Raw genomic sequence first — 23167 nt, 5'->3', positions numbered from 1 at the left:
CAGGGCCCGTCCCAATCACCCCGGCGTGTGGGAGGGAATGGTCCCGCGTCCGTCAGGCGGACAGCAGTCCGCGGCCGAGCCAGTCGGAGGAGTCGCGGACGCCGGGCAGGGCGAAGAAGTAGCCGCCGCCGGTCGGGGAGATGTAGTCGACGAGGGGTTCGTCGATCAACCGGGTCTGGGTGGCCTCGAACTGGCGGACGACGTCCTGCTGATAGCAGCAGAAGACCAGGCCCATGTCGAGGTTGCCGACGCTGTCGACGCCGCGATCGTAGTTGTAGCCGCGGCGCAGGATGCGGGAGGTGTCGGTGGCGGGGGTGCGCGGGTTGGCCAGCCGTATGTGGGAGTCCAGCGGGATCGCCGTGCCCTTGGGGTCCTTGGCGTACTGGGGAATGTCGGTCTCCTTGGCGCCGTCCAGCGGGGCGCCCGTGTCCTTGCGGCGGCCGAACATCTTCTCCTGCTCGGTCAGCGACACCCGGTCCCAGAACTCCACCAGCATGCGGATGATCCGGATCACCTGGTAGCTGCCACCGGCCGCCCAGGCCGGCTCACCCTGGCCGTCGCCCACCCAGACCAGGCGGTTCGTCTCCCGGGCGGAGGCGACGTCCGGGTTGGCGATGCCGTCCTTGAAGCCGAGCAGATTGCGCTGGGTGCCGGTGGGGCGCGGGCCGCTCTGGAAGCCGTCGACGCGCCACTTGATCTGGAGGGCGCCCCGGGTGTGCCGGGCGATGTCGCGCAGTGCGTGCAGCACCGTGTCCTGGCGGTCGGCGCAGATCTGCAGGGACAGGTCGCCGTGGCACTCGGCGGGGTTCAGGTTGTCGTTGGGGAAGGTCCGCATGGGGATGAGCCGCCGCGGTATCGCCTTGGCCAGCCCGTAGCGGTCGTCGAAGAGGGAGGCGCCGACGCCGACGGTGACGGTGAGGGAGTCGGCGGGGATCTCGGGACCGAGGATGCCGTTGTCGGACGGCGGGGCACCGACGCCGAGGTCGGTGGGGGTGCCGCCGGCGGTGAGGAAGCGGGCCCGCTCGGTGATGGTCCGCAGCAGTCCGGCGAGTTCCTCGCGGTCCTCGGCGATGACGTCGAAGGAGACGAAGGCGGCGGCCGCGGGGGCGGGCGTGAGGACGCCTGCCTGGTGGACGCCGTGGAACGGGACCGTGGCCCCGCCGGTGCCGTCCGCGGCGTGCGCCTGGCCCGCGCCGCTCTGGGCGAGGGCGAAGCCGCCGCCGGCCAGGACCGCGCCGACGGCACCGGCGCCCAGGGCCGTCTTGACGAAGGTGCGGCGCCCGTGGCCGGCGGGGCAGCCGCCCTCGGGTGCGGACGTTTCGGCGGACGGCATGGAGCGGTTCCCTCCGGTGCGTACGGTCTCGGGTGTCACGGCGCGCGGTGCGATCATCAGGCGGACTTCCGGATCTCCAGCAGGTCCGGTACGGGGGCGAGGTCCTCCAGGAGCTGTCCGGTGGCCCCGTCGAGGCGGGCCCGGGTGATCGCGTCGAGCCGGTTCACGGGGGTCCAGGCGTTCCCGTGGTGGGCCGCGTCGAGCAGCTTCCGCAGCCGGGCGGTGTCCGCGTCGAGCGTGGGCAGCAGGTGCGGGGCGCGGGAGGTCAGCAGCGGCTTGAGCACGGTGAGCAGTTCGCTGGTGCCGGCGAGGTTGGCGTCGGCCGTGGCCAGCTCGGTGCCGCTGCCCTGGTCGGCCTGGCCGGTGAGCTCGAACTGGAGGGTGTTCTCGAGGATCTCGTGGGCCCGCAGCGGCAGGTCACCGGGGTCGAACGCCTGCGTGGGGAAGGCCTTGCGCAGGCCGGCGGCGTCGTCGGCGAGCTGCTGAGCGGGGGCCGTCAGGCGGTCCGCGCTCTGGCCGTGCCACAGGCCGTACTCGATGCGGTGGAAGCCGGTGAAGTCCTTGTCGTCCACTCCGCCGGGCAGCCCGTCGGGCCGGCCGTTGATCTTCTTGTCGAAGTCCTCGAAGGTGCCGTAGGCGGCGCCGAGGGAGGAGTAGGTGCGGTGGGCGGTCAGCCAGTCGGCGCGGGCCGCGTCGAGGTCGCCGCCCTGGATGTCGGCGTTCAGCCGGCCGGTCTGGGCGACGAGCGTGGCCAAACCGCGTTCGACGTACTGCCTGTACTCCTTGAGCGGGGTGGCGAGGTCCTGCTCGGACACCGGGACGACCGCCGTGGCCCCTGCCCCGCCGCCGACCCGGACGGCCTTGGAGGTGACGGCCGTGCCGCCGGCGGGCACGCAGCGCCAGGCGTAGCTGCCGCCCGCGACGGTGGCGACCAGGTCGCGGGTGGTGCCGGGGGCCAGGCCCTCGATCTCGCCGTAGACCGCGTTGGTGGCCGGGTCGATCAGGTACACCTCGGACGTCTTCGACCCGGTGTTCTGCATCTGGAACGTCTGGCGTCCCGGCTGGGGCGCGGTGAAGCCCTTGCCGCACTCGGTCTCCGAGACGGCGACGGTCTGGGCTCCGGCGGGCTTGGGCCGTCCCAGGGCGACCACGAGCCCGGCGACGACCGCGGGCACCGCGACGACGGCCACGGGCACGACCCAGGCGGGACGCCCCCGGCGGGCGACGGCCGCCCGCGCGTGCGGTTCGGCCGGTGTCTCGCGGACGCCGCGGTCCGGCCTCCGCGCCGGGTCAGCCCCCTCGGCCCGCACCCCACCGGCGCCGCCACGACCGGACGGGTCGTCGGCCCCGGAGGCTGCGGGGGTCCCGGCGTGGAAGGCGTCAGGCGTCTCCGTCCGGGAAACGGCGGGCGTCTCGGGCCGGGAAACGGCGGGCGTCCCGGCCCGGGAAACGGCGGGCGCCTCGGCCCGGGAAACGGCGGGCGCCTCGGCCCGGGAAACGGCGGGCGTCCCGGGCCGGGAGGCGGCGGGCTTCCCGGCCCGGAAAACGGCGGGCGCCTCGGCACGGGAGGCGGCGGGCTTCCCGGCCCGGAAAACGGCGGGCGCCTCGGCCCGGGAGGCGGCGGGCGTCCCGCTAGCCGCCACTGTCGTCGCCGCAGTGGCGGCACCCGCGTGCGGCCCGGCGGCGGCTCGGTCCCCGCCCTCGGCGGCCGCCCCGGCAGGGCTGCCGTCCGGGGCCTCGGCCCCGGCAGCGGCACGCGGCCCGCTCGCGGCGGCTGCCCGAGGCCCGCTCTCGGCGTCGGCGCCCCGCGCGGCCTCCGGCAAGGCAGCGGCCGTCGTGCCGGTCGGCGCCGTGACGGGCACCGGCTTCGTGGCGCGCGCCGGCTTCGTGGCGCGCGCCGGCTTCGTGTCGCGTACGCCCCGGACGAACAGGGTCATCACCACGGCGAGGTAGCCGACGTAGCCGAGGACCTGGAGCCAGGTCATCGTCGGGGTGAGGTTGAAGACGCCCTGGACGAGGGTGCTGTACCAGGAGCCCGCGTCGACGGTGCCGCCGAGGTCGACGGCGTACGCCGCCTTGCCGGGAAGGACTCCGCCCTCCTGGAGGTCGCGCAGGCCGTAGCCGAGGACGCCGGCCGCGATCACGATCAGTACGGCGCCGGTGGCTGTGAAGAACTTGGTGAGGTTGATCTTCAGCACCCGCCGGTACAGGCCCCAGCACAGGCCGGCCGCAAGGACCAGACCGATCCCGGCGCCCGTCAGCGGTCCCGCGGACTCGCCGGCCGCGCGGGCGGTGGTCCACAGGAACAGGGCCGTCTCCAGGCCCTCTCGGCCCACCGCGAGGAAGGAGGTGAGGATCAGCACGCCGGCGCCCATACCGAGCGCGCCGGCCACCTTCTCCTTGATCTCACCGGAGAGGCTGCGGGCGGAGCGGCGCATCCAGAACACCATGGCGGTGACGAAGGCGACGGCCACGACGCTGAGGGCACCGCCGAACGCCTCCTGCGCGGTCGCGGACAGCGAGGCCGCCGTGAAGGTGAGCACCGCGCCGAAGCTCATCGCGAGCGCGATGGCCGCGAGGACGCCGGTCCACACCTGCGGCAGCCGGGACTTGGCTCCGGCCCGGACCAGGGTGGCAACGAGGATGGAGACGATCAGTCCGCCTTCGAGTCCCTCTCGCAGCCCGATCAGGAAACTCGGAAACGCGTCGTCCCACATACCGTCGGCCCCTCCCTGGCACACCGCCCCGGCCGCTCTGGGACCGGGTTAGCGAAGGCATGCCTAACTTCGTGATCCATCATGACTACAGGCGTGTAGTCGGCTGGTCATGAAGCGGCAATGGGCCGGTAAAGGTCGGCGTGGGTACGGGAGTCCTCGGTCACAACCGATCTCGCCGCGCTGGCGACGCGTATGGGTCCGACCGGGCGATCTGGTTCACTCGTTCGGGCGATCGCGGGAACGCCCGGAGGGTCTCCGTCGTCTACAGTGACGTAGACGGTCTACAGATTTGTAGTCACTCGGCCGGTGCCCTCAGCCGCGCGCCCGCCGACCCGACGGAAAGGGCCCGCGACGATGATCGCACCCCCGCACCTGTCGTCGCAGCTCGCTGTCAATGTGCTGGACGCCCAGTCGCTGCTGGCCGCCTTCGGCGTGCTCGGCGTCGGCGTGGTGATGTTCGCCGAGACGGGGCTCCTGATCGGCTTCTTCCTGCCCGGCGACTCGCTGCTGTTCACCGCGGGCCTGCTGTGCACCGGCACGGCCGACCGGGGTGTGCGGCTGTCGCTGGCCCCGTTGCTGGTCGCGGCCGTCGTCGGCGCGCTCGCCGGCTCGCAGTGCGGCTTCCTGCTGGGGCGCAGGGCGGGCGGCGCCCTGCTCGCCCGCAGCCGCTCCCCGCGCCTGCACGAGGGCGCCGGTCGCGCCGAGGAACTCCTGGAGCGGTACGGGTTCGCGAAGGCGATCGTCCTGGCCCGTTTCGTGCCGGTGGTGCGTACGGTGCTCAACCCGATGGCCGGCGCCCTGGGCGTGCCGACCCGCACGTTCACCCTGTGGCAGGTCGTCGGCGGTCTCGTCTGGAGCGTCGGCCTCACCCTTGCGGGGTACGCGCTCGGCTCCTCCGTCCCGAACATCGACAAGTACCTGCTCCCGGTGATCGGACTTATCGTGATCGTGTCGCTGATCCCGCTCGTCCCGGAGGTCCTGCGCTCGCGCCGGGCCGCGAAGGCCAAGGAGGCGCGCGGATGATCCTCGCCCTGTCGGGCTCGTCCATCGACGGCCCCCTGTACTCGGACGTGGTGGACCTGGCCCGCCGCTCCCCCGTGTGGTGGGACGACACGGTGACGGTGTGGTCGGCCTACGGCCTGGCCGTGTTCGCCGTGCTGATGCTCGCGGTCTGGTGGCGCTCCCGCCGAGTGGACGCCGGGACGGCGGTCATGGCCCTGGTGCTGCCACTCGTCGTGGTGCTCGCCTACGCCGTCAACTCGCTGGTGAAGCTGCTCGTGCACGAGGTGCGCCCGTGCCGCACGCTGCACGTGGTCACCCTGGAGGCCTGTCCGGCCCGCACCGACTGGTCCTTCCCCAGCAACCACGCGGCGATCGCCGCCGCGGCCGCGGTGGCGCTGCTCCTCGTCTCGCGCCGGCTCGGCGCGATCGCCTGCGTGGCCGCCGTCGCGATGGCCGCCTCCCGGGTCTGGGTCGGCGCCCACTATCCGCACGACGTGGCGGCCGGGCTCCTGACCGGCGCCCTGGTGGCCTACGTCGTGATGAAGGCGCTGCTGCGCCGGCCGGAGATACTCGCCCGGCGCCTGGCCGCGACGCGGCTGCGGCCGCTGCTGGTGTCATGAGGCCCCGGGACACCGCCGACCTCGCGGGCAGTGCGGGGCTCGGCGCCTGGGCCGCGTTCGCCGTGCTCGGACTGGTCGTCGGCGGCCATGGCGCCCCCCTGTCCGTGGACGACACCCTGCTCTCCTGGTCCCTCGACCACCGCCCGGCGGTGGCGGTGGCGGTGGCCCGCGGGCTCACCGCCACGGGGACGGGGGTCGTCCCGTACCTGCTCGTCGCGCTGGCCGGCCTCGCCGTCGGCCGCACGGCCCGGCAGCGTGCGGTCGCGGCCGCTCTCGGCCTCGGCTGCCTGGTGGCGGGCCAGGCCCTGCGCTACGGCGTGATGGAGCTGATCTCCCGGCCGCGTCCGCCGCGGCAGGACTGGGCGGCCCACGCCTCGGCCTGGTCGTTCCCGTCCGGGCACACCAGCACGTCCGCGCTGACCGCCGGGCTGTTGATCCTGGCGATAGTCGTGCGTGCCCCGCGCGGCCGTGGGGCGGTCTGCCTCGTCGTCGGCTGCTGGGGTGTGCTGGTGGGGCTGACCCGGGTGTATCTCGGGGTGCACTGGTTCACCGACGTGATCGGCGGCTGGCTGTTCGCCGCAGGCTGGCTCGGGGTGTGCCTGTGCGCGGCGGCCTGGTGGCTGCCATCCGGCTTCGTGTCCGAGTTGACGACGAGATCCGGAGGGCCGGTGGAGGAACATGCGGACCAGGGTTCCGGCGGTCGAGGACGGTCACGCCCTGTGTGACGCCCCGGCGCCGCGGCCTGCACGACGATAACTTCGACCCACCCTCGACGCGAACCCACCGCCGCGACCGGCCGACGACGGACGCCGGGGGCGCCGGGGGGCGAACCGCGCGGCCACGAGCCGCCCACCGGGCAGCGGCTCGGCCACACCGGCGCGGGGCCCCGACCAACTGGTCTACGAGACCGCGCCGGTCGGATCCTCGCCGAACAGACCGGCCGAGGACGTTCTCGTCGGCGACGGGGGGTATCCCGCCGGTCGGTTCGGCGCGGGGGTGTGCTCGGCGGCCGCACGGCGCTGCGCGCCCCGCCGGGCCAGGGCCGGGCCCGCCCAGGTGGCGAGCGAGACCGCGGCGGCAAAGACCCTGCACGCCAACCGGCCCATGGCCGCGGACCGGGAAGGCCCGCAGGAGCGCGGCGCCGACCCGCCCCGGCCGGGAGACACACCGCTGTCGCGGGCCGTTGCCCCCAGTCGTGCCACCAGGCCCGCGGGCACGGCGCGTTGGTGACGGGCGGGCGGATCCAGGCGTCAGGGGCCGGTGGTCTTGCGCGCCTGGGGCGCGACGTACAGGCGCAGGTCGCCGAAGCGGTGGGAGGGCCAGGTGCGGGCGTACGCGGGCGGGGTGCCGTCGGCGGTGGTGAGGGCGGCGACCGGCAGGCGCCGTGCGGCCTGATCGATGGCCGCCGGGGTGCTGTTGGTGTTGGGGCCTGCGGTCGCGGCCGAACCGCAGCCGGTGTAGAAGGCGATCGGGATGGCCTCCTCACCGGTGAGCAGACAGGGCGGGCGCACTCCGAGGCGGTGCAACGTGGCGGCGGTGCCGGACCAGGCGCGGCGGTCGACGGTGGTGCGGTGGACGGTGTGGGCGAGGACGGCGTACTGCACCCCCAGATGCCCGGCGAGGCCAACGGCGGCCAGGGACACGGCAAGCGGCCGCCACTTGCCGTTCGGCACTCTGAGGAGGTGGACGAGGGCGTCGGCGGCCGGGATCGCGAGCAGGGCGTAGGCGGGCAGCAGGAAGCGGGGCGCCGCGTATCCGATCATGAACAGGTACGGGAAGGCGGCCGTGGCCGCGCAGGCCAGCGCGACCAGCGTGGGCGGGCTCCGCCGGGCGCGCACGGCCAGGGCGAGGCCCAGCAGGGCGAGCAGCGGAAGGACGTACCACCAGGCGGTGACGGCCGGGTTCGGCTGCGCGCCGGTGCAGGGCCGGCACAGGGCGCGCCCGCCCAGGCTGCGCAGTTGGTCGGCCACGGCGAAGTGCCAGCCCAGGCCGCCCTGTATGGCGGAGCCGTCGGACAGCCGCTGGAACAGGCCCCCGTAGGCGACGTACGCCTCGATCACCCATTCGGCGGACCCTGCGACCAGTCCGGCGAGCAGCGCGGCGAGCGGCTTCCAGCTCCGCTCCAGCAGGGTGAGGCCGAGCAGGGGCAGGACCACCCAGACGGCGTCCATGGGGCGCATCAACGCCATGAGGGCGGCGCCGCCGGCCAGGCCCCACAGTGCGGTGAGGTCGCGCCGGGCGGTCCGGACCCGCAGACAGCAGCCCGCACAGGCGAGGGCGCCGATGGCGACCCAGTAGTTGGGCATGGCCTGCGGACCGTAGAACAGGGTCACCCACAGGGAGGCGAACAGGGCGCCGGCCAGGGCCAGGACACCGGAGCGGAACGCATGCCGCCACACGCGCAGGGCCAAGTACAGGGCGAGCCCGGAGAGCACCGCGAGATAGACGCGCAGCAGCGTGGTGGACGACGACCAGGAGGCGACCGGCGCGACCAGCAGCGAGACGCCGCGGGCGCGCGGGGCGCTGAAGTAGGCGGCCGGTGCGTGTCCGCTGACCTGGCTGACGTAGATGGACTCGTCCCAGCCGAGGCCCATGCCGGGCCGGACGAGGAGGAGTTGGGCGAGGGTGAAGGCGGCCGCCACCGCTGCCACGAGGACGTCGCCGCGGGCCCGGCGGGCGCGGGCGGAGCCGGACCCCGGTCCCGCTCGCCGCGTCCCGGCGAGTATGGCGTGCGTACTGTCGGCCATCTCCACCCCTCACCCCCGCACCGCGGGGTTTCGGACTCCCCGCGTTCCGCGCCGCCGGCGCAGGAACCAGGTAAGCAGGAACCAGGTAGGACGTCAGAGAAACAAGTAACACGTCAGGGAAAACAGGTACGACGTCAGGGAAAACACGGACAAACTAACCCGCGCCGCGCCCACGTGCCGGGCGGGACGCCGCCGGACGCCTGACCCCCTACGCGCTGTAAGGTTGAGGGCATGGCTGGAAGAGGGCCTCACGGCAGGGTGGAACGGCGCAGTTCGGGCGAGTTGGAGAGCGAGGTCCTCGCGGCCTTGTGGTCCACGGAGCACCCGCTCACCCCCGCCGAGATCCAGCTGGAGATCGGCGGCGGCCTGGCCTACAACACCGTGCACACCATCCTCAAGCGCCTGTACGACAAGGGCCTGGTGCTGCGCGAGGTGGACGGGCGGCGGGGCGCCTACCGGCCGGCCAAGAACGCGGCCGAGCTGACCGCCCAGGCGATGCACGACGCCCTGGACCGCGGCCCCGATCCGATCGCCGCCCTCCAGCAGTTCGTGACCGGGCTGAGCTCCGAGGAGGAGCGGGCCCTCCGTGAACTGCTCACCGGAGGCGCCGCGTGACGGTCGACGTCTACACCCCACTGGCGCTGTCCGCGCTGCTCGCCGCGATCAGTCCCGCGGTCGGCCGGCGGGTGGCCCCCGCCCTGGCCGCGCGCGTGCTGACCGCCGCTGCCGCGGTGACGGCCGCCGCCACCGTGTGGTCCCTCGTCCTGCTGGCCGCCACCCTCCTCAACGACGCCCCGCCGGTCGTCGCCGAGGCCCGGGAGGCCGGCCACGTCATCCCGGACCCGGTGCCCGAGGCGATCGGGATCGCCGCCTGCCCTGCCCTGGCGCTGATCGCCCACCGGCTGTGGCGGACCGTCCGCGCCGAGTACGCCACGCGCCGTACGCTGCGGCGGCTGTGCGAGGGGCAGCCGGGGGACACCGAACTCATCGTCGCCGCCTCGCCCGTGCCGCGGGCGTTCGCCATCCCCGGCTCACCGGGCCGGATCCTGGTCACCGCGGCGATGCTCGGCGCGCTGGAGCCGGTCGAGCGCCGGGTGCTGCTCGCCCACGAACGCGCCCATCTGGCGCACCGGCACGCGCTGCTGGTGACCACGGCAAGGCTGGCCTGCGCGGCGAACCCGCTGCTCGGGCCGGTCCGCGACCAGGTGGCCTTCCTCGTCGAGCGCTGGGCGGACGAGCGGGCCGCCGCGGCGGTCGGCGACCGCACCACCACCGCCCGCGCGCTCGCCCGCGCGGCGCTCACGGCCGGGCGGGCGGAGCCTTCGTGCGCGCTGGGCTTCACCGATCGCGCCGTCACCCGCCGTATCGCGGCGCTCCAGTCCGCCCCGCCGCCGTATCTGCGCTCGGTCGCGGCGGCCGTCCTCGCCCTCGGTGCGCTGCCCGCCCTGGGCGCCGCCGACGCCACGGGCGACCTGCTGCGTCTGCTGGTGCACATCGTCCCGTAGGCCGACGGCATCCCCTGCGGCGGGGAGCGCGCGCGTCAGCGGGCATTGGGCTTGCGGTGCGGGGGCTGCTCCGGGGCCGGCAGGTGCTTCGGCGGTGGGACCGGGCGGGCCGTGGCGGCTCCCGGGCGGAGCGTGACCGGGGTGTCGTGGTGACGGATCGTCATGGTCGGCCCGTCGAGCAGCGAGTACGTGGCGCTCTGCTGGGTGACCTCCACGCGCAGCCGGCGGCCACGGAACTGGAGTGTGAAGGCGAGGCGGCTGAACTTCTCCGGCAGCCGCGGCGAGAACCACAGCTCCTCACCGGCCCGGCGGGTGCCGCCGAACCCGACCACCAGCGCCTGCCAGGTACCGGCCAGGGAGGCGATGTGCAGCCCGTCGCGGGTGTTGTGCTCCAGGTCCTCAAGGTCCATGAGGGCGGCCTCGGCCGCGTAGTCGTAGGCCAGGCGCAGATGTCCCGCCTGGGCGGCGATGACGGCCTGCACGCAGGCCGACAGCGAGGAGTCCCGTACGGTCAGCGGCTCGTAGTAGGCGAAGTTGCGGGCGATGTGCTCCTCGTCGAACTCGCTGCCGCAGGTGTACATCGCGAGGACCAGGTCGGCCTGCTTGATCACCTGCTTGCGGTACAGGTCGAAGTAGGGGAAATGCAGCAGGAGCGGGTACTGGTCGGCGCGGGTGCCGGCGAAGTCCCAGCGCTGGTAGCGGGTGAAGCCGGCGTGCTGCTCGTGCACGCCCAGCTCGGCGTTGTACGGGATGTTCATCGCCTCGGCCGCGTCCCGCCAGGTGGCGCTCTCCTCGTCGTCGGCGCCGAACCGCTCTGCCTCGTTCGGATGGCGTTCGACGACGTCGGCCGCGGCCAGCAGGTTCGCCCGGGCCATGAGGTTGGTGTACGTGTTGTCGTCGGCGATCGCGCTGTACTCGTCGGGGCCGGTGACACCGTCGATGTGGAAGGTGCCGTGGTGGTCGTGGTGCCCCAGGGAGCGCCACAGCCGGGCCGTCTCCACCAGCAGTTCCACTCCGGTGTCGCGTTCGAAGTCCTCGTCGCCCGTCGTCGCGACATAGCGCACCACGGCGTGCGCGATGGCGGCGTTCACATGGAAGGCGGCGGTGCCGGCCGGCCAGTACGCCGACCCCTCCTGACCCTCGATGGTCCGCCAGGGGAACGCGGCGCCGCGCAGGCCCAGCTGGGCGGCGCGCTCCCGGGCGGCGGGCAGGGTGTTCTGCCGCCAGCGCAGCGCCTCGGTCACGGCGTCGGGCGCGGTGTAGGTGAGCAAGGGCAGCACGAACATCTCGGTGTCCCAGAAGGCGTGCCCGTCGTAGCCGGAGCCGGTCAGCCCCTTGGCCGCGATCGCCCGCTCCTCGGCGCGGGCGCCGGCCTGAAGGACGTGGAAGAGGGCGAAGCGGACGGCCTGCTGGATCTCCTCGTCGCCGTCCACCTCGACGTCGGCACGGGACCAGAAGTCGTCGAGGTACGCCCGCTGTTCCTCGACCAGGCCGGTCCAGCCGCCGGGCGCGGCGGCCGCCAGGGCCGCGTCGACCTGGTCGCTCATCGCCGGCAGGGAACGGGCGCCGGACCAGCCGTGCGCGACGAACTTCTCCACCCGCAGCCGCTCTCCCGGCTGGAGGACGGAGGTGACCGTCAGCCGGGCCAGGTGGGGATGGCTCTCGCTGTCGGTCCTGATGTGCTCGGGGCCGGAGACGAGGTGGTCGGCGGCCACGGCCACCCGCAGGCCGCTGTGCCGGGTGCGGTGGACCAGCCGCAGCCGCTTGCCGGAGGCGAAGTCGTCCTCCGGCTCCAGCGGCGACTCCAGAGCCATCGCCGCGCGGGGGTCTCCGTTGGACTGCGGCATCTGCTCGTTGGCCACCAGCTCCGACTGGATGACCACGCGGGCCTGGGAGCCGACGGGCTCCACCTCGTAGGCGACCGCGGCGATCGACCGCTGGGTGAGGGAGACCAGGCGGGTGGAGCGCACCCGGACCGTCGTGCCGGCCGGGGAGATCCACTCGCAGGTCCGCTCCATCACCCCGCGGCGCAGGTCGACGGTGCGCTCGTGGGAGACCAGCCGGCCGTAGCGCAGGTCGAACGGCTCGTCGTCGACGAGCAGCCGCAGCACCTTGCCGTTGGTGATGTTGATGAGCGTCTGGCCCGACTCGGGGTAGCCGTAGCCGGCCTCCGCGTACGGCAGCGGGTGCACCTCGTACACGCCGTTGAGGTAGGAGCCGGGCAGTCCGTGCGGTTCGCCCTCGTCGAGGTTGCCACGCCAGCCGATGTGCCCGTTGGACAGTGCGAAGACGGACTCGCTCTGGGCGAGGACGTCGAGACTGAGTTCCGTCTCGCGCACGGTCCACGGCTCGACGGCGTACGAACGGTGGGTGATCACGCGGATCCTCCTCCCGCGCCGAGAAGTTCGGCGAGGTCCTTGACGACCACGTCGGCGCCGTGCGCGTACAGCGCGTCGCGCTGGCCCACGCGGTCGACGCCGACGACGTATCCGAAGCGGCCCGAGCGGCCCGCCTCCATGCCGGCCAGCGCGTCCTCGAAGACGGCGGCCCGCCCGGCGTCGACGCCCAGGTCGCCGGCGGCGGCCAGGAAGGTGTCGGGCCGGGGCTTGCCGGGCAGCGCGCGTTCGCGGGCGACCACTCCGTCGATGCGGACGTCGAAGAGGTGTTCGGCGTCGATGGAGTGCAGGACGTCCCGGGTGTTGGCGCTGGAGGAGACGATCGCGGTCCGCAGGCCCTCGGCCCGGACGGCCCCGATGTAGCGCAGGGTGCCCTCGTACGCCTCCACACCCTCGGTACGGATCTTCTCCAGGAGGAGTTCGTTCTTGCGGTTGCCGACCCCGTTGACCGTCGGGGCGTCCGGCGGGTCGTCGGGGCTTCCCTCGGGCAGTTCGATGCCGCGGGAGGCGAGGAAGGTGCGCACCCCGTCGGCGCGGGGGCGGCCGTCGACGTACTCGTCGTAGTCGGCGATCTGGTCGAAGGGCCGGAAGCCGGCGCCCTCCCGCTCGCGCAGGAAGGCGTCGAACGTCTCCTTCCAGGCGGCCGCGTGCACCACGGCCGTCTTGGTGACCACCCCGTCGAGGTCGAAGAGGCAGACGGTGATGTCTTCGGGCAGACCGAGCTGTGTCATAAAGGCACCTTTCCCCGCATCGCGGCTTTGAGAGGGTGTCGAGTGCCACATCCGGCCGATCCGTATCTGACGTTCAGTCGGGGCGAACGGTCGTCAGTCCCGCGGCCATCGTGCTCCCGGCGGCGGGCGTACGCCGGTTGTGCGGGCGCGTCCTCCCCGCGGCGCCGGGATCCGTCCCCGCCGACCGGGTGACACACTGTGCCGTGTGCCGCCGACCTTCGACGACCTCCTCGCCCGTGCCCGAGCCCTCCAGCGTGCCCGGCAACGGGCGATCCTCGGGGTCGCGGGCAGCCCCGGCGCGGGCAAGTCGACCCTGGCCGAGCACCTGGTGCGGGCACTGAACGCGGACGGGGACGGGGAGCCGTGGGTGGCGCACGTCCCGATGGACGGCTTCCACCTCGCCGACGTCGAACTCGACCGGCTCGGCCGCCGGGACCGCAAGGGTGCGCCGGACACCTTCGACGCGGCGGGGTACGCGGCGCTGCTGCGCCGGCTGCGCGAGGAGCCGGACGAGACGGTGTACGCGCCCGGCTTCGACCGCGTCCTGGAGCAGCCCGTGGCCGGTACCGTCCCGGTACCGCCGTCGGCCCGGCTGGTGGTGACGGAGGGCAACTACCTGCTGCTGGACACCGGACTCTGGGCGCGGGTGCGGCCCCGGCTGGACGAGGTGTGGTTCTGCGAACTCGACGAGCCGGAGCGCGTACGCCGCCTGGTCGCCCGCCACGAGGAGTTCGGCAAGTCGCACCAGGAGGCGGTGGCCTGGGTCCTGGGCACCGACCAGCGCAACGCGGACCTGGTCGCGGCGACCCGGTCCCGCGCGGACCTGATCGTGCCGCGGTCGGCCCTGCCGCCCTGCACACGCGCGGCCTGAGCCCGCCCGGTCCCGGTCGTCCGGCGCGACGGGCGCCCCTGCCGCGTTGGACTATGTTGGGCCTCTGTGGGAGACAAAGGAGGCGCCTCGGTGTCATCGCCGCAGCAGGCGCGCGCACAGGCGTCCGCGATCACCTCGGGAAAGACGGTTGCGCGGGCGGAGGCCGCCCCTACGTCCCAGCTCAGAACGATCTTCGACGGGCCCCATCTGTCTCCCGGGCAGCGCCGCATCGCCCAGTACCTGATCGAGAACATCACCGAGGCGGCGTTCATGTCGATCACGGAGCTCGCCGACCGGGTCGGCGTCAGCCAGCCGTCGGTGACGCGGTTCGCCGCGGCGGTCGGCTTCAGCGGCTACCCGGCGCTGCGCGAGAGGCTCCAGTCCATCGCGTTGCGGACGCTGGCGGGCGGACCGGGCACGTCCGTGCAGGACCGGAGCAACGAACTCCAGGCGGCCGTCGACGCGGAGATCGGGAACCTGGAGAACCTGCGCCGGGACTTCGCCGACCCCGGCCTCGTGATCGACACCGGCCGCGCGTTGTCGCGCTCGACCCCGCTGACCGTGCTCGGCCTGCGCATCTCGGGGTCGCTCGCCGAGTACTTCGCCTACGCGGCGCGGCGCATCCATCCGGACGTGCGGCTGGTGACCCGCGGCGGCAGCGTCGCCTACGACGCGCTCTTGCAGGCCCGGGAGGCCGGCGGCAGCTGGGTGCTGGCCTTCTCCATGCCCCGGCACGCCCACGAGACCCTGGCGGCCGTCCGGGTCGCCCGCGACGCCGGGCTCAAAGTGGCCGTGATCACCGACCTGGCGCTCGGACCGGTGGCCGACGAGGCCGACGTCACCTTCGCCACCGGGACCGGGTCCCGCCTGGTCTTCGACTCCTACGCCGCGCCTGGCGTGATGTGTGCGGCCCTGCTCCAGGCCATGACCGACGCCGACCCGGAACGGACCCACGCCCGGCTGGAGGAGTACGAGCAGATCGCCGACCAGCACCACTTCTTCCTCCGGGACTGACCGGCTCACCACCGGTCTGCCACGGTCGGCGCGGCGTTGGAAGATCGCCGTCTCCGGGCGGGCAATGCAAGCGGGCATGAATGTTTACTTACTCCTTGCCAACCGAACGGCATATATAAATACTGCTCACGGATCACGCCCCGGACCAACCCCGGTACGTGCCACACCCTGCACGGGCACCCCGAGCCGCCGTCTCCCACCGGCGCCGGCACACGGGGTGCCGGGTCGGGCATCGCCTGCGCGAACGCCCGCGGCGGCCCCGGTCATCCCCTAGGCCGGGGCCGTTCACCTCGTCGTACCACCCCTCCACGACGCCGCACACCCGGAAGCGATGACCATGCCCCCGACGACCACGCGCCTCAGCCCGGACTGGCCCCGCCAGGTCAAGACCCCCGGCAGCTACGACTGGGAACGCTCCGCGGCCAAGTGGCTGCGCGAGCTCGTCCCGGCGCGCTACGGCAGCTACCCGGCGCTGATCCGCCACCCCGTGCTGCTCGCCCGCCATGCGCGGATACAGGTCGAGCAGGAGATCCGGGTGGCCCGCACCGCCCTCCAGACCGCGCGCACCGAACTGCCCCGTTTGGGCATGCCCGAGTCGGTCATCGAGCACACGATCAAGCTGTACGCCGCCGAACTGCTGCAACTCCAGCACATCGCCCGCAGCGTCCGCGCGGTGACGGAGGCACTCGTGGAGCGCGCCGGACACCGGTGAGACGTCCCGGCCGCGCTCGCCCAGCGCCGGGTCGCGCGTGAATCCGGGCCGGCAATCCGGTGATCGGACCGGCCGGTTTGTGCGATGCTCGACGCGTGACCAGCGAGCCCGCCGTTCCCGCGGAGTCCGGCACCGTCCCCGACATGGCGGCGCTGGCCAAGGTGGTGGCAAGGCAGCGGGCCGAGCTCGACCGGCTCGAGGACCAGGCGGCGATCTCGGCCGTACTGGAGCGGGCCAAGGGAGCGCTGATGGCGCTGACCGGCTGCGCCGCGGAGGCCGCGTACGAGGAGCTGCTGGCGCGTTCCAAGGCCGCGAACCGCACGCTCATGGAGGAGTGCTGGATCACGCTCGGCGCCCTTCGGTCCCGGCCCGACCACGCCGGCGCCGAGCCGGCCACCCCATCCCCCGCACCCGCGGGCGCCGCACCCTCCTCCGCACGGCCCGCTCCCGCCCGGACCGGGACGGACGTCCCCGACGGGAGCGGCGGCTCGGACGTGCTCGCCGTGCTCGGCCGGGCCCTGGTCCGGGTCGGCACCCCGCGGGACCTCGCCCGGTGCCTGCTGGACCACCTCGCCGTGCCCGTGGGGGCCGCCGCGGTGATGATCTACCGGCGGCTGCCCGCCGGAGGGCTGGAGCTGATCGGCCACGCCGGCATCGACGACGTGTTCGCCGACCTGTGGCGGCACGTGCCCCCGGTCAGCGGGGTGGCCGCGCGCCACGCCCTCGACACCCGCGAGGAACTGTGGCTGGAGGACCTCGACGCGGACAGCGAGCGGTACCTGCCGATCAGCGGCCCGGCCGGCCCGTGGCTCACCCGGGCCTGGCTGCCCGTGCTCAACGGGGACACGGCGGACGCCGTCATCGGTGTGCTGCGCGACCGCCCCGGACCGTTCCTCCCGGACGTCCGGGAGCTGTTGCGCGGGGTGACCCGGCTGTGCGCGGGCCGGCTGCGCGCCTTCGCCGCCCGGCCGGAGCCCGCGGTGGCGGGCGCCACGGACGGTGCCGAGGCGGTGGTCCGCGCCCTGTTCGACGCGCTGCCCGGCACCACACTGCTGCTCACCCCCCTGCGGTCACCGTCGGGCGAGGTCGAGGACTACCGCATAGACGCCGCGACGGCGCAGACCGTCGACACGGTCGGCCGCGGCGGACGCGAACTGGTCGGCCGGCGACTCCTCGAGTGCTGGCCGGCCATCGCCCGGGAGCCGTTGTGGCAGGGCTGGCTGGACACGCTGACCGACGGGGAGCCCTACGAGGGCGAGCCGTTCGCGCGGCAGGAACTGGTGGCGGGCGGCCAGGAGTTGTCCACGTACTCGGTGCGGGCCGCCCGCCTGGGCGACGGCCTGGTGGTCACCTGGCTGCGGCACGAGTCCTCCGACCGGCAGGAGCAGCGCCTGGCGGACATCCAGCGGCTGGGCCACCTCGGCTGGGCCACCTGGAACCTGGTCACCCAGGAGGCGTTCTGGTCGTACCAGGTCTACGAGTTGTGCGGCCGCGACCCCGGCGACGGACCGGTCCGCCTGGCCGAGCTGCCGGAGCTCGCCCTGCCCGAGGACGCGCCCGGGCTGGCCCGGGTGGTGCGCGAACTGCTCACCGAGGGCAAGCCGTTCGACGTGCCGTTCCGGATCAGGACGGCGGGCGAGGTGCGGCATCTGCGGCTCGTCGCGGAGGCCGTCCCGGACGCCGAGGGCACACCGGTCCAGGTGCACGGCTTCGTACAGGACCTCACCGCGCAGCGCAGCGCCGAACTCGCCCTCGTCGAGAGCGAACGGGCGATCCTGGCGCAGCACGGGATCCTCCAGGCCGAGCGGACGCTGGCGGGCCGGCTCCAGCACGCGCTGCTGCCGCTGCCGCGGCGGCCCGTGCGGCTGGCCGGGCTGCGGGTCGACGTGGTCTACCTGCCCGCGCAGTCCGGGATCCACGTCGGTGGTGACTGGTTCAGCGCGATCGAACTGCCGGGCGGCGACGCGCTGTTCGTGATCGGCGACGTCGCCGGGCACGGCATCGACGCGGTGGCCACCATGGCCCAGCTCCGGTTCACGGCCAAGGGCATGATCTTCACCGGTTCGGCGCTGACGGACGCGCTCCTCGGGCTGAACACCCTGCTGCTCCACTCCCGGGACACCAGTCGCACGGCCACCATGGTGCTGGCCCGCTACAAGCCGGCCGAACGCCGCCTGCTGTGGGCCCAGGCGGGACACCTGCCGCCGCTGCTGCTGCGCCGGGGCGAGCCCCGCTACCTGGACCGTCCGCGCGGTGTCCTGCTCGGGGCGACCGGAACCCCGGTGTTCGAGGAGGCGGAGTGCCGGCTGGAGCCGGGAGACCGGCTGCTGCTGTACACCGACGGCCTGGTCGAGCGGGCCGGGGAGGGCATCCAGGAGGGCCTGGAGCGACTCGCCGCGGCGGCCGCGACCGGCCGCGGCGAGCCGGCCGGTGCGCTGGGGCCGCTGCTGGCCTCGATGCTGGAGAGCGAACGCCGCGATGACGTCTGTGTCCTGGACCTCCGGGTACCTGGGCAGCCCGTGTAGGCCCCGCTCGCCGCGGCCGTCATCCCCCTCCCCCACCCCGTCCGCCCGGTTCATCCGTCGTCGGCCGTCGTGCGGGACTCCAGGGCGCGGCGGGTGTCGTCGCCGTAGACGCCGGTCTCGTCGCCGCTGATGCCGTACCAGAGCTGGAAGCGGGCGACGGCCGCCCTCAGTTCGCCGTCGTAGCGGCCGCCGGTGGAGCCGTCGCGGTAGACGTCCGGGACACGCAGGAGGCGTTCTTGCAGTTCGGTGACGTCCGGGCCGCTGTCGCCCTCGCGCAGGGTGCCGGGGCCGTCCGGGTCGGCCGACGGGGTGGCGGTGGGGGTCGCGGCCTGGATGGGCGTGGTGGCGACGCTCGCGGACGGCGGCGGTGGGGCCACTGCCGCGCCGGCGGCCTCGCCCCGGGCGGGCAGCAGGAGGGCGCAGCCGAAACCGAGCAGCGCGGCCGCGGCCACGGCGACCGCGACGGCGGCCCCGCGCAGTGAGCGCCCCGCCGCGTCCGGCGTCCGGACCGGCGCCCGACGGGGTGCGGGGCCCCGAGGCACGGGGCCCCCGGGTGTGGAACTCCCGGCCGGTGCGGCCGGGAGTTCCTCGGTCGCCGCGCCCTCCACGGATCCGACGGGCGGCCCCGGCGGATCCTCACCGCCGCCGGCGTCCCTCTGGTACTCCCTGAACTCCCGCATGAGTTCGGCGAGGGCGTCGGTCCGTCTGGGCCGGATGACGCGTACCGGCTCCAGGGGCGCCCCGCCGTGCGGCTGTTGGTGTCCGGGCGGTGTCGGCACACTGCACTCCTCACGCTCTGCGTCCGGGCCCATCCCGAGGAGTGATACGCGGCCGCCGCCCGGCCGGTTCAGCGCCGCCCGCGGTGCGGCGGGCGGTGGCGGCTCACCCCGTGGCGGCGAGAAAGCGGTGCAGGGAGGACTTCATCGCGGCGACGAAGGCGTCCCGGCGTGTGTCGTCGACGGCGTCCAGGGACAAGTACGGGTTGAGGTCCTCCAGTTCGACCAGCAGCAGTTCGCCGCTCGGGGCGCGGCAGGCGTCGACCCGCTGGATGCCGTGGGCGAGGGTGTTCCATTCGACGAAGCTCCGGGCGAACTCCAGGTCCTCGCGGGAGGGTTCGTGGGGGCTCAGCTCCCAGCGCCGTTCCGGGGCCGGGGCGTGGAGGGCGTACTGGAAGTCGTGGTCGACGAAGTAGAACGACACCTCGTAGGCGAAGTCGATGTGCGGCTGGACGAGGAGGGTGCCGTCGGCCAGGCCGGGCAGTTCCCCGGCGGGCACGATGCGCAGGCCTATGGAGTCGGCGCCCAGCTTGGGCTTGACCACGTAGCGGTCGGCCGCGGGCAGCCGGTGCAGGTCCTCGGGGCGGTCGACGGTGGGGATGACCGGGCGGCCGGCGGCGCTGAGATCGAGGAGGTACTGCTTGCCGGCCATGTCCGCGCGCCCGGTGAGCGGGTTGTAGACCGGTGTCTTCCGGTCCAGGGCCCGGGTCCGGAAGTCGTCGTAGGCCGCCTGGTATTCCAGGACGGGTCCGCTGTTGCGGACGACGACGGCGTCGAAGGCGTCCATCAGCGCTGCGGCGTCCCGGGGGTTGCACAGGGCCAGGTCGAAGTCCTCGCGCAGGCGCGAGGTGAGCCGGATGTCCTCGTCGCAGTAGCGGCGCCCACGGGCCGGGTACGCCAGGTCGGTGACGTAGAGCAGGCGGGAACGAACGGGCGGCATGGGCGTCTCCTGGAACGTGGTGTCCGCCGGGGCAGGGGGAGCGGGAGAAGGTGGGGAAAGGTTACTGCGCACACCACCCGATGCTCCCCCTTGCACTCGGTTCCCCCATCAGGCTGCACTGAGTGCCTTCTACGCCCGTCCAGATGCTACGTTCCCGTCCATGAGCTCCAGCAGCGCCGCGTCCCGCCGCGGCGAGAAGGCGCGGACGGCGGCCGGGCGGACGCCCATGCGGGAGGCCCTCGTGGCTGCGGCGTTCCGGCTGTTCCTGGAGCACGGCTACGAACAGACCACCGTCGACGACATCGTGGCGCTCGCCGGGGTCGGACGGCGGTCGTTCTTCCGCTACTTCCCCTCCAAGGAGGACGTGGTCTTCCCCGACCACGAGCGGTACCTGGCCGATATGACGGCCTTCCTCGCCGCCGGCGGCGACGAGGACGACCCCGTGCGGCGGGCCTGCGACGCGGCCCGCCTGGTCCTGCGGATGTACACCGAGGACCCGGCGTTCTCCGTCCAGCGCTATCGGATCACCAAGCGCGTACCGGGGCTGCGGGCGTACGAGTTGTCGGTGGTGTGGCGCTACGAGCGCGCGCTCGCCGGGTATCTGCGGACCCGGTTCGCGCAGCGGCGCGACGGGACGCTGCGGGCGGACGTGATCGCGGCGGCCGTGGTGGCGGCGCACAACAACGCCCTGCGCTCATGGCTGCGTTCGGATGGACAGGGCGACGCGGGTGCGGCGGTGGACCACGCGCTGAACCATGTGCAGGCCGCCTTCTGCGACCCGGCCGCCCCCCGCGCCGAACGGCGGCCCGGGGCGGCCCGGGAGGACGTGGTCGTCGTGGTCGCGCGGCGCGGAGCGCCCCTGTGGCGGGTGGTGCGGGAGGTCGAGACGGCGCTCGCGGAGGGCCGGCAGCCCCCGAACTGAGGGCAATTGAGGGTACGCAGTGCCTTTACGGGTGACACCCAGTGCCATACGCTGTGGTCGTGCACGGTGGCGCGACCACCGTGCCCATGCGTGCCCGGGTGCGCCGCGCACGAGGGATTCCGGCCGAGCGCAGGGAGTTGACCAGCGTGTACTACCACTCAGGAAACACCGTTCTTCCGGCAGCCGGCGCCACGACCGGCCTTCTCGAGCCCGCGGGCCGCGATGCGCGGGCCCTGTACTTCCAGCGCTGCACCTGGTGCGGGACGGCCGTGTACCACCGGCTGCTGTGCCCGGTGTGCCGGGGCAGCGACCTGCGCACCGAGCGCAGCGCGGGTACGGGCACGGTCCGCCACTCCACGGTGGTGAACCGCAACTCCCCCGCCGCGCGCAATGTGTCGCTGGTCGAGATGAGCGAGGGCTTCGTCGTACGGGGCCGGGTCATGGGGCCGCCCATCGGCATCCACGGCGGCGACCGGGTCCGGCTGACCACGGCCAAGGACCCGGTGCGCGGCGAGCCGGTCTTCCAGCTGGTCGACGAGCCGTACGGCGCCTGGAGCTGACCGGCGGTCAACCGTCCACGACGGTGACCGGCCGTCAACCGCCCGCGACGTCCGAGCGATCCCGCTGCGGCGCGCTGTCGGGCGCGATGACCGGCCGGTCGTGCCCCGTGGGTCGGAGCGCCACGGCGGCGAGCGTCAGCATGGCGCACCCGGCGTAGACGCAGCCGGGCCAGGCGAGCAGCGCCGGATAGGCACCGGGGTGGACCAGGCGGTCCTCGGCGCCGATCAGGAAGGGCACCACGCGGGCGACGGTGACCACGGCCCACAACGCGAGCGCGACGCGGCTGAGCAGGCGGCCGCGGAGGGGTCCGTGGGCCAGCCAGATCATGGCGGGCAGGCACCAGATCCAGTGGTGGCTCCACGAGACGGGGCTCACCAGCAGCCCGTACAGCTCCACGGCGACCAGGACGCCGAGCAGGTCGTGCCGCCGTACGGCGGAGCGCAGGGCACAGACCAGCACCACGGTCACCAGAGCGAGCACGCACCAGAGAACCACGGCGGCGGTGATGTCCTGACCGAGCAGTCTGGCGACGGCACCGCGCAACGACTGGTTGCGCACCGACCAGACCGGGCCGACCCTGCCGGTGTCCGTGACGAGCGTGGACCAGTAGCGGGCGGACTCGCGCGGGGCGACACCCCAGGCGAGCGCCGTCGCCAAGGCGGCGGTCGCGACCGCCCACGCGGCGGCCCGCCACTGCCGGGTCGCCAGCAGGTACAGCCCCCCGACGGCCGGCGTCAGTTTTACCGCCGCCGCCAGGCCCACCCCCGCTCCCCTGGCCAGTGCCGCACGCGGCACGGCCAGGCCCCACAGGACCACGGCACCCAGAAGCAGATTGACCTGGCCCTGGTCGAGGGTGTGGCGCACGGGTTCCAGCCACAGCCCGGCGGCGGCCCAGAGCAGGGCGCGCTGCCGGACCCCGCCGCCAGGACGCGGGCCCAGCAGCCGCACCGCGCACACGGCGACGACGACCAGGGCCGCCACGGACAGCGACTGCCAGAGCGCGACCAGCGCCCCCCAGGGAAGCCGCGCCAGCGGCAGGAACACCAGTGCGGCGAAGGGCGGGTAGGTGAACGGCAGCCGAGGGATGGGCGGGGTGGTGCGCAGCGCGTAGTCGTACAGGCCGCCGGAGAGCACGTGCGGCGCGGCCTCGCGGTAGACACGCAGGTCCAGCGGGTGTGTGGGGTGGGTGACTACGGCTACGACGTGCACCGCCAGGGAGACGGCCAGGCACCAGCCGGCATGGCCGGTGAGCCACTGTCCGATCCCCCGGCTCCTGGCCCAGATCCCTCGCACCGCACCAGCCCCGTCGTCTCGCAGCGCCCCGCACACTAGCCGAGCGGGTACCGCGTGCGGCGGCTGCCACGCGGTCAGAGGGTCACGCGGATTCCGACGGTTCCTCCGAGGCCGCGGCGCAGCCTGCTGCCCAGCAGGGTGAGTCGGCCGATCAGCCCGTACTTGCGGGCGATCAGCCCCCGGTAGCGGGCGGTGGTGTCCGCGTCGCAGATCTCCGCCCGTGCCTCCACCTGTTCCCCGGTCGGATGCCCGCGCAGGTCGCAGGGGCCGACGAGGACGTCGGCGCGGTTGCGGATCCGCTTGACCTTCCAGGAGTCGGCGGTCGTCCACACACCGAGCGCGTCGCCGTCGCGCACCACCCAGACCGGGGTGGCGACCGGGGTGCCGTTCCTGCGATAGCTGGTGACGAGCAGGTACTTCCCCGCTCCGAGCCGCTCCAACAGGGTGTCGTCCATGCGCCGCAGTCTAGGTCCGGCGCGACGCGACGGTGGAAGACTCGGGC

Annotated in this window: 20 protein-coding genes; 11 read left to right on the top strand and 9 right to left on the bottom strand. The window is 73.9% G+C overall.

All coding sequences use genetic code 11. The annotated features are described in order from the left end of the window. Positions 1 to 52 precede the first annotated feature (52 nt). Together efeB and efeU are read right to left on the bottom strand one after the other, a co-directional pair. Positions 53 to 1333, bottom strand: a complete 1281-nt coding sequence (gene efeB / locus ACWEK3_RS28330; RefSeq protein ID WP_453250906.1) for an iron uptake transporter deferrochelatase/peroxidase subunit — start codon at positions 1331 to 1333, stop codon at positions 53 to 55. Positions 1334 to 1389: 56 nt separating this feature from the next. Next, complete coding sequence (gene efeU / locus ACWEK3_RS28325; RefSeq protein ID WP_453250905.1) at positions 1390 to 4050, bottom strand: iron uptake transporter permease EfeU; 2661 nt, start codon at positions 4048 to 4050, stop codon at positions 1390 to 1392. Between the two features lie 354 nt (positions 4051 to 4404). Here efeU and ACWEK3_RS28320 point away from each other — a divergent pair, with 354 nt between their 5' ends. The 3 genes from ACWEK3_RS28320 to ACWEK3_RS28310 are packed head-to-tail and all read left to right on the top strand — an operon-like array spanning position 4405 to position 6397. Further along, positions 4405 to 5073, top strand: coding sequence for a DedA family protein (locus ACWEK3_RS28320; protein WP_361417998.1), 669 nt, complete (start codon positions 4405 to 4407; stop codon positions 5071 to 5073). After that, positions 5070 to 5672 (top strand): phosphatase PAP2 family protein, encoded by a 603-nt coding sequence (locus ACWEK3_RS28315; protein ID WP_453250904.1) that lies wholly within the window; start codon positions 5070 to 5072, stop codon positions 5670 to 5672. Before ACWEK3_RS28320 ends, ACWEK3_RS28315 begins: the two co-directional genes overlap by 4 nt. Then, positions 5669 to 6397, top strand: coding sequence for a phosphatase PAP2 family protein (locus ACWEK3_RS28310; RefSeq protein WP_453250903.1), 729 nt, complete (start codon positions 5669 to 5671; stop codon positions 6395 to 6397). Before ACWEK3_RS28315 ends, ACWEK3_RS28310 begins: the two co-directional genes overlap by 4 nt. Before the next feature lie 525 nt (positions 6398 to 6922). On the opposite strand, the gene ACWEK3_RS28305 is transcribed toward ACWEK3_RS28310, so the two are convergent. Further along, the gene (locus ACWEK3_RS28305) at positions 6923 to 8419 is read right to left on the bottom strand and encodes a hypothetical protein (protein ID WP_450538637.1); all 1497 of its coding nucleotides are present in this window, start codon (positions 8417 to 8419) and stop codon (positions 6923 to 6925) included. 231 nt (positions 8420 to 8650) lie between these two features. Between ACWEK3_RS28305 and ACWEK3_RS28300 the strand changes: the two genes are divergently transcribed. Beyond that, on the top strand, positions 8651 to 9034 hold the full coding sequence (locus ACWEK3_RS28300) for a BlaI/MecI/CopY family transcriptional regulator (RefSeq protein ID WP_450538635.1): 384 nt from the start codon (positions 8651 to 8653) through the stop codon (positions 9032 to 9034). Continuing rightward, the gene (locus ACWEK3_RS28295; RefSeq protein WP_450538634.1) at positions 9031 to 9924 is read left to right on the top strand and encodes a M56 family metallopeptidase; all 894 of its coding nucleotides are present in this window, start codon (positions 9031 to 9033) and stop codon (positions 9922 to 9924) included. Before ACWEK3_RS28300 ends, ACWEK3_RS28295 begins: the two co-directional genes overlap by 4 nt. Positions 9925 to 9959: 35 nt before the next feature. Here ACWEK3_RS28295 and ACWEK3_RS28290 read toward each other — a convergent pair whose 3' ends face one another. Together ACWEK3_RS28290 and ACWEK3_RS28285 are read right to left on the bottom strand one after the other, a co-directional pair. After that, positions 9960 to 12302, bottom strand: a complete 2343-nt coding sequence (locus tag ACWEK3_RS28290; RefSeq protein WP_450538632.1) for a glycoside hydrolase family 65 protein — start codon at positions 12300 to 12302, stop codon at positions 9960 to 9962. Then, positions 12299 to 13051, bottom strand: coding sequence for an HAD family hydrolase (locus tag ACWEK3_RS28285; protein WP_450538631.1), 753 nt, complete (start codon positions 13049 to 13051; stop codon positions 12299 to 12301). The genes ACWEK3_RS28290 and ACWEK3_RS28285 overlap by 4 nt, the downstream gene beginning before the upstream one ends. A gap of 205 nt (positions 13052 to 13256) precedes the next feature. Here ACWEK3_RS28285 and ACWEK3_RS28280 point away from each other — a divergent pair, with 205 nt between their 5' ends. The 4 genes from ACWEK3_RS28280 to ACWEK3_RS28265 all read left to right on the top strand — a co-directional run bounded on the left by ACWEK3_RS28280 (position 13257) and on the right by ACWEK3_RS28265 (position 18173). Then, complete coding sequence (locus ACWEK3_RS28280) at positions 13257 to 13922, top strand: nucleoside/nucleotide kinase family protein (protein WP_453250902.1); 666 nt, start codon at positions 13257 to 13259, stop codon at positions 13920 to 13922. A gap of 90 nt (positions 13923 to 14012) precedes the next feature. Beyond that, positions 14013 to 14936, top strand: a complete 924-nt coding sequence (locus tag ACWEK3_RS28275) for a MurR/RpiR family transcriptional regulator (protein ID WP_384436064.1) — start codon at positions 14013 to 14015, stop codon at positions 14934 to 14936. Positions 14937 to 15267: 331 nt separating this feature from the next. Further along, positions 15268 to 15648: a hypothetical protein gene (locus ACWEK3_RS28270; protein ID WP_172632751.1), complete on the top strand. Its 381-nt coding sequence runs from the start codon at positions 15268 to 15270 to the stop codon at positions 15646 to 15648. A 143-nt stretch (positions 15649 to 15791) separates the two neighbouring features. Further along, the gene (locus ACWEK3_RS28265; RefSeq protein WP_450538665.1) at positions 15792 to 18173 is read left to right on the top strand and encodes a SpoIIE family protein phosphatase; all 2382 of its coding nucleotides are present in this window, start codon (positions 15792 to 15794) and stop codon (positions 18171 to 18173) included. 50 nt (positions 18174 to 18223) lie between these two features. Here the strand turns inward: ACWEK3_RS28265 and ACWEK3_RS28260 are convergent, their stop codons facing one another. Beyond that, the gene (locus ACWEK3_RS28260; RefSeq protein ID WP_453250901.1) at positions 18224 to 18952 is read right to left on the bottom strand and encodes a peptidoglycan-binding protein; all 729 of its coding nucleotides are present in this window, start codon (positions 18950 to 18952) and stop codon (positions 18224 to 18226) included. 103 nt (positions 18953 to 19055) lie between these two features. Then, on the bottom strand, positions 19056 to 19889 hold the full coding sequence (locus ACWEK3_RS28255) for a hypothetical protein (RefSeq protein WP_453250900.1): 834 nt from the start codon (positions 19887 to 19889) through the stop codon (positions 19056 to 19058). 160 nt (positions 19890 to 20049) lie between these two features. Between ACWEK3_RS28255 and ACWEK3_RS28250 the strand changes: the two genes are divergently transcribed. Together ACWEK3_RS28250 and ACWEK3_RS28245 are read left to right on the top strand one after the other, a co-directional pair. Continuing rightward, on the top strand, positions 20050 to 20811 hold the full coding sequence (locus ACWEK3_RS28250; RefSeq protein WP_453250899.1) for a TetR family transcriptional regulator: 762 nt from the start codon (positions 20050 to 20052) through the stop codon (positions 20809 to 20811). Between the two features lie 146 nt (positions 20812 to 20957). Then, a complete protein-coding gene (locus ACWEK3_RS28245; RefSeq protein ID WP_450538663.1) occupies positions 20958 to 21371 on the top strand; it encodes a Zn-ribbon domain-containing OB-fold protein in 414 nt (137 codons plus the stop codon). A gap of 34 nt (positions 21372 to 21405) precedes the next feature. On the opposite strand, the gene ACWEK3_RS28240 is transcribed toward ACWEK3_RS28245, so the two are convergent. Continuing rightward, positions 21406 to 22665 carry a glycosyltransferase 87 family protein gene (locus ACWEK3_RS28240; RefSeq protein ID WP_453250898.1) on the bottom strand — a complete coding sequence of 420 codons (1260 nt, stop codon included), beginning with the start codon at positions 22663 to 22665 and terminating at the stop codon, positions 21406 to 21408. Positions 22666 to 22739: 74 nt separating this feature from the next. After that, positions 22740 to 23120 (bottom strand): PPOX class F420-dependent oxidoreductase, encoded by a 381-nt coding sequence (locus ACWEK3_RS28235; RefSeq protein WP_450538622.1) that lies wholly within the window; start codon positions 23118 to 23120, stop codon positions 22740 to 22742. Positions 23121 to 23167 lie beyond the last annotated feature (47 nt).

The organism is Streptomyces sp. NPDC004721, from assembly GCF_053601495.1.
Note: the sequence above shows the minus strand (reverse complement) of the source record. Positions and strands in the feature narration are given on the sequence as shown.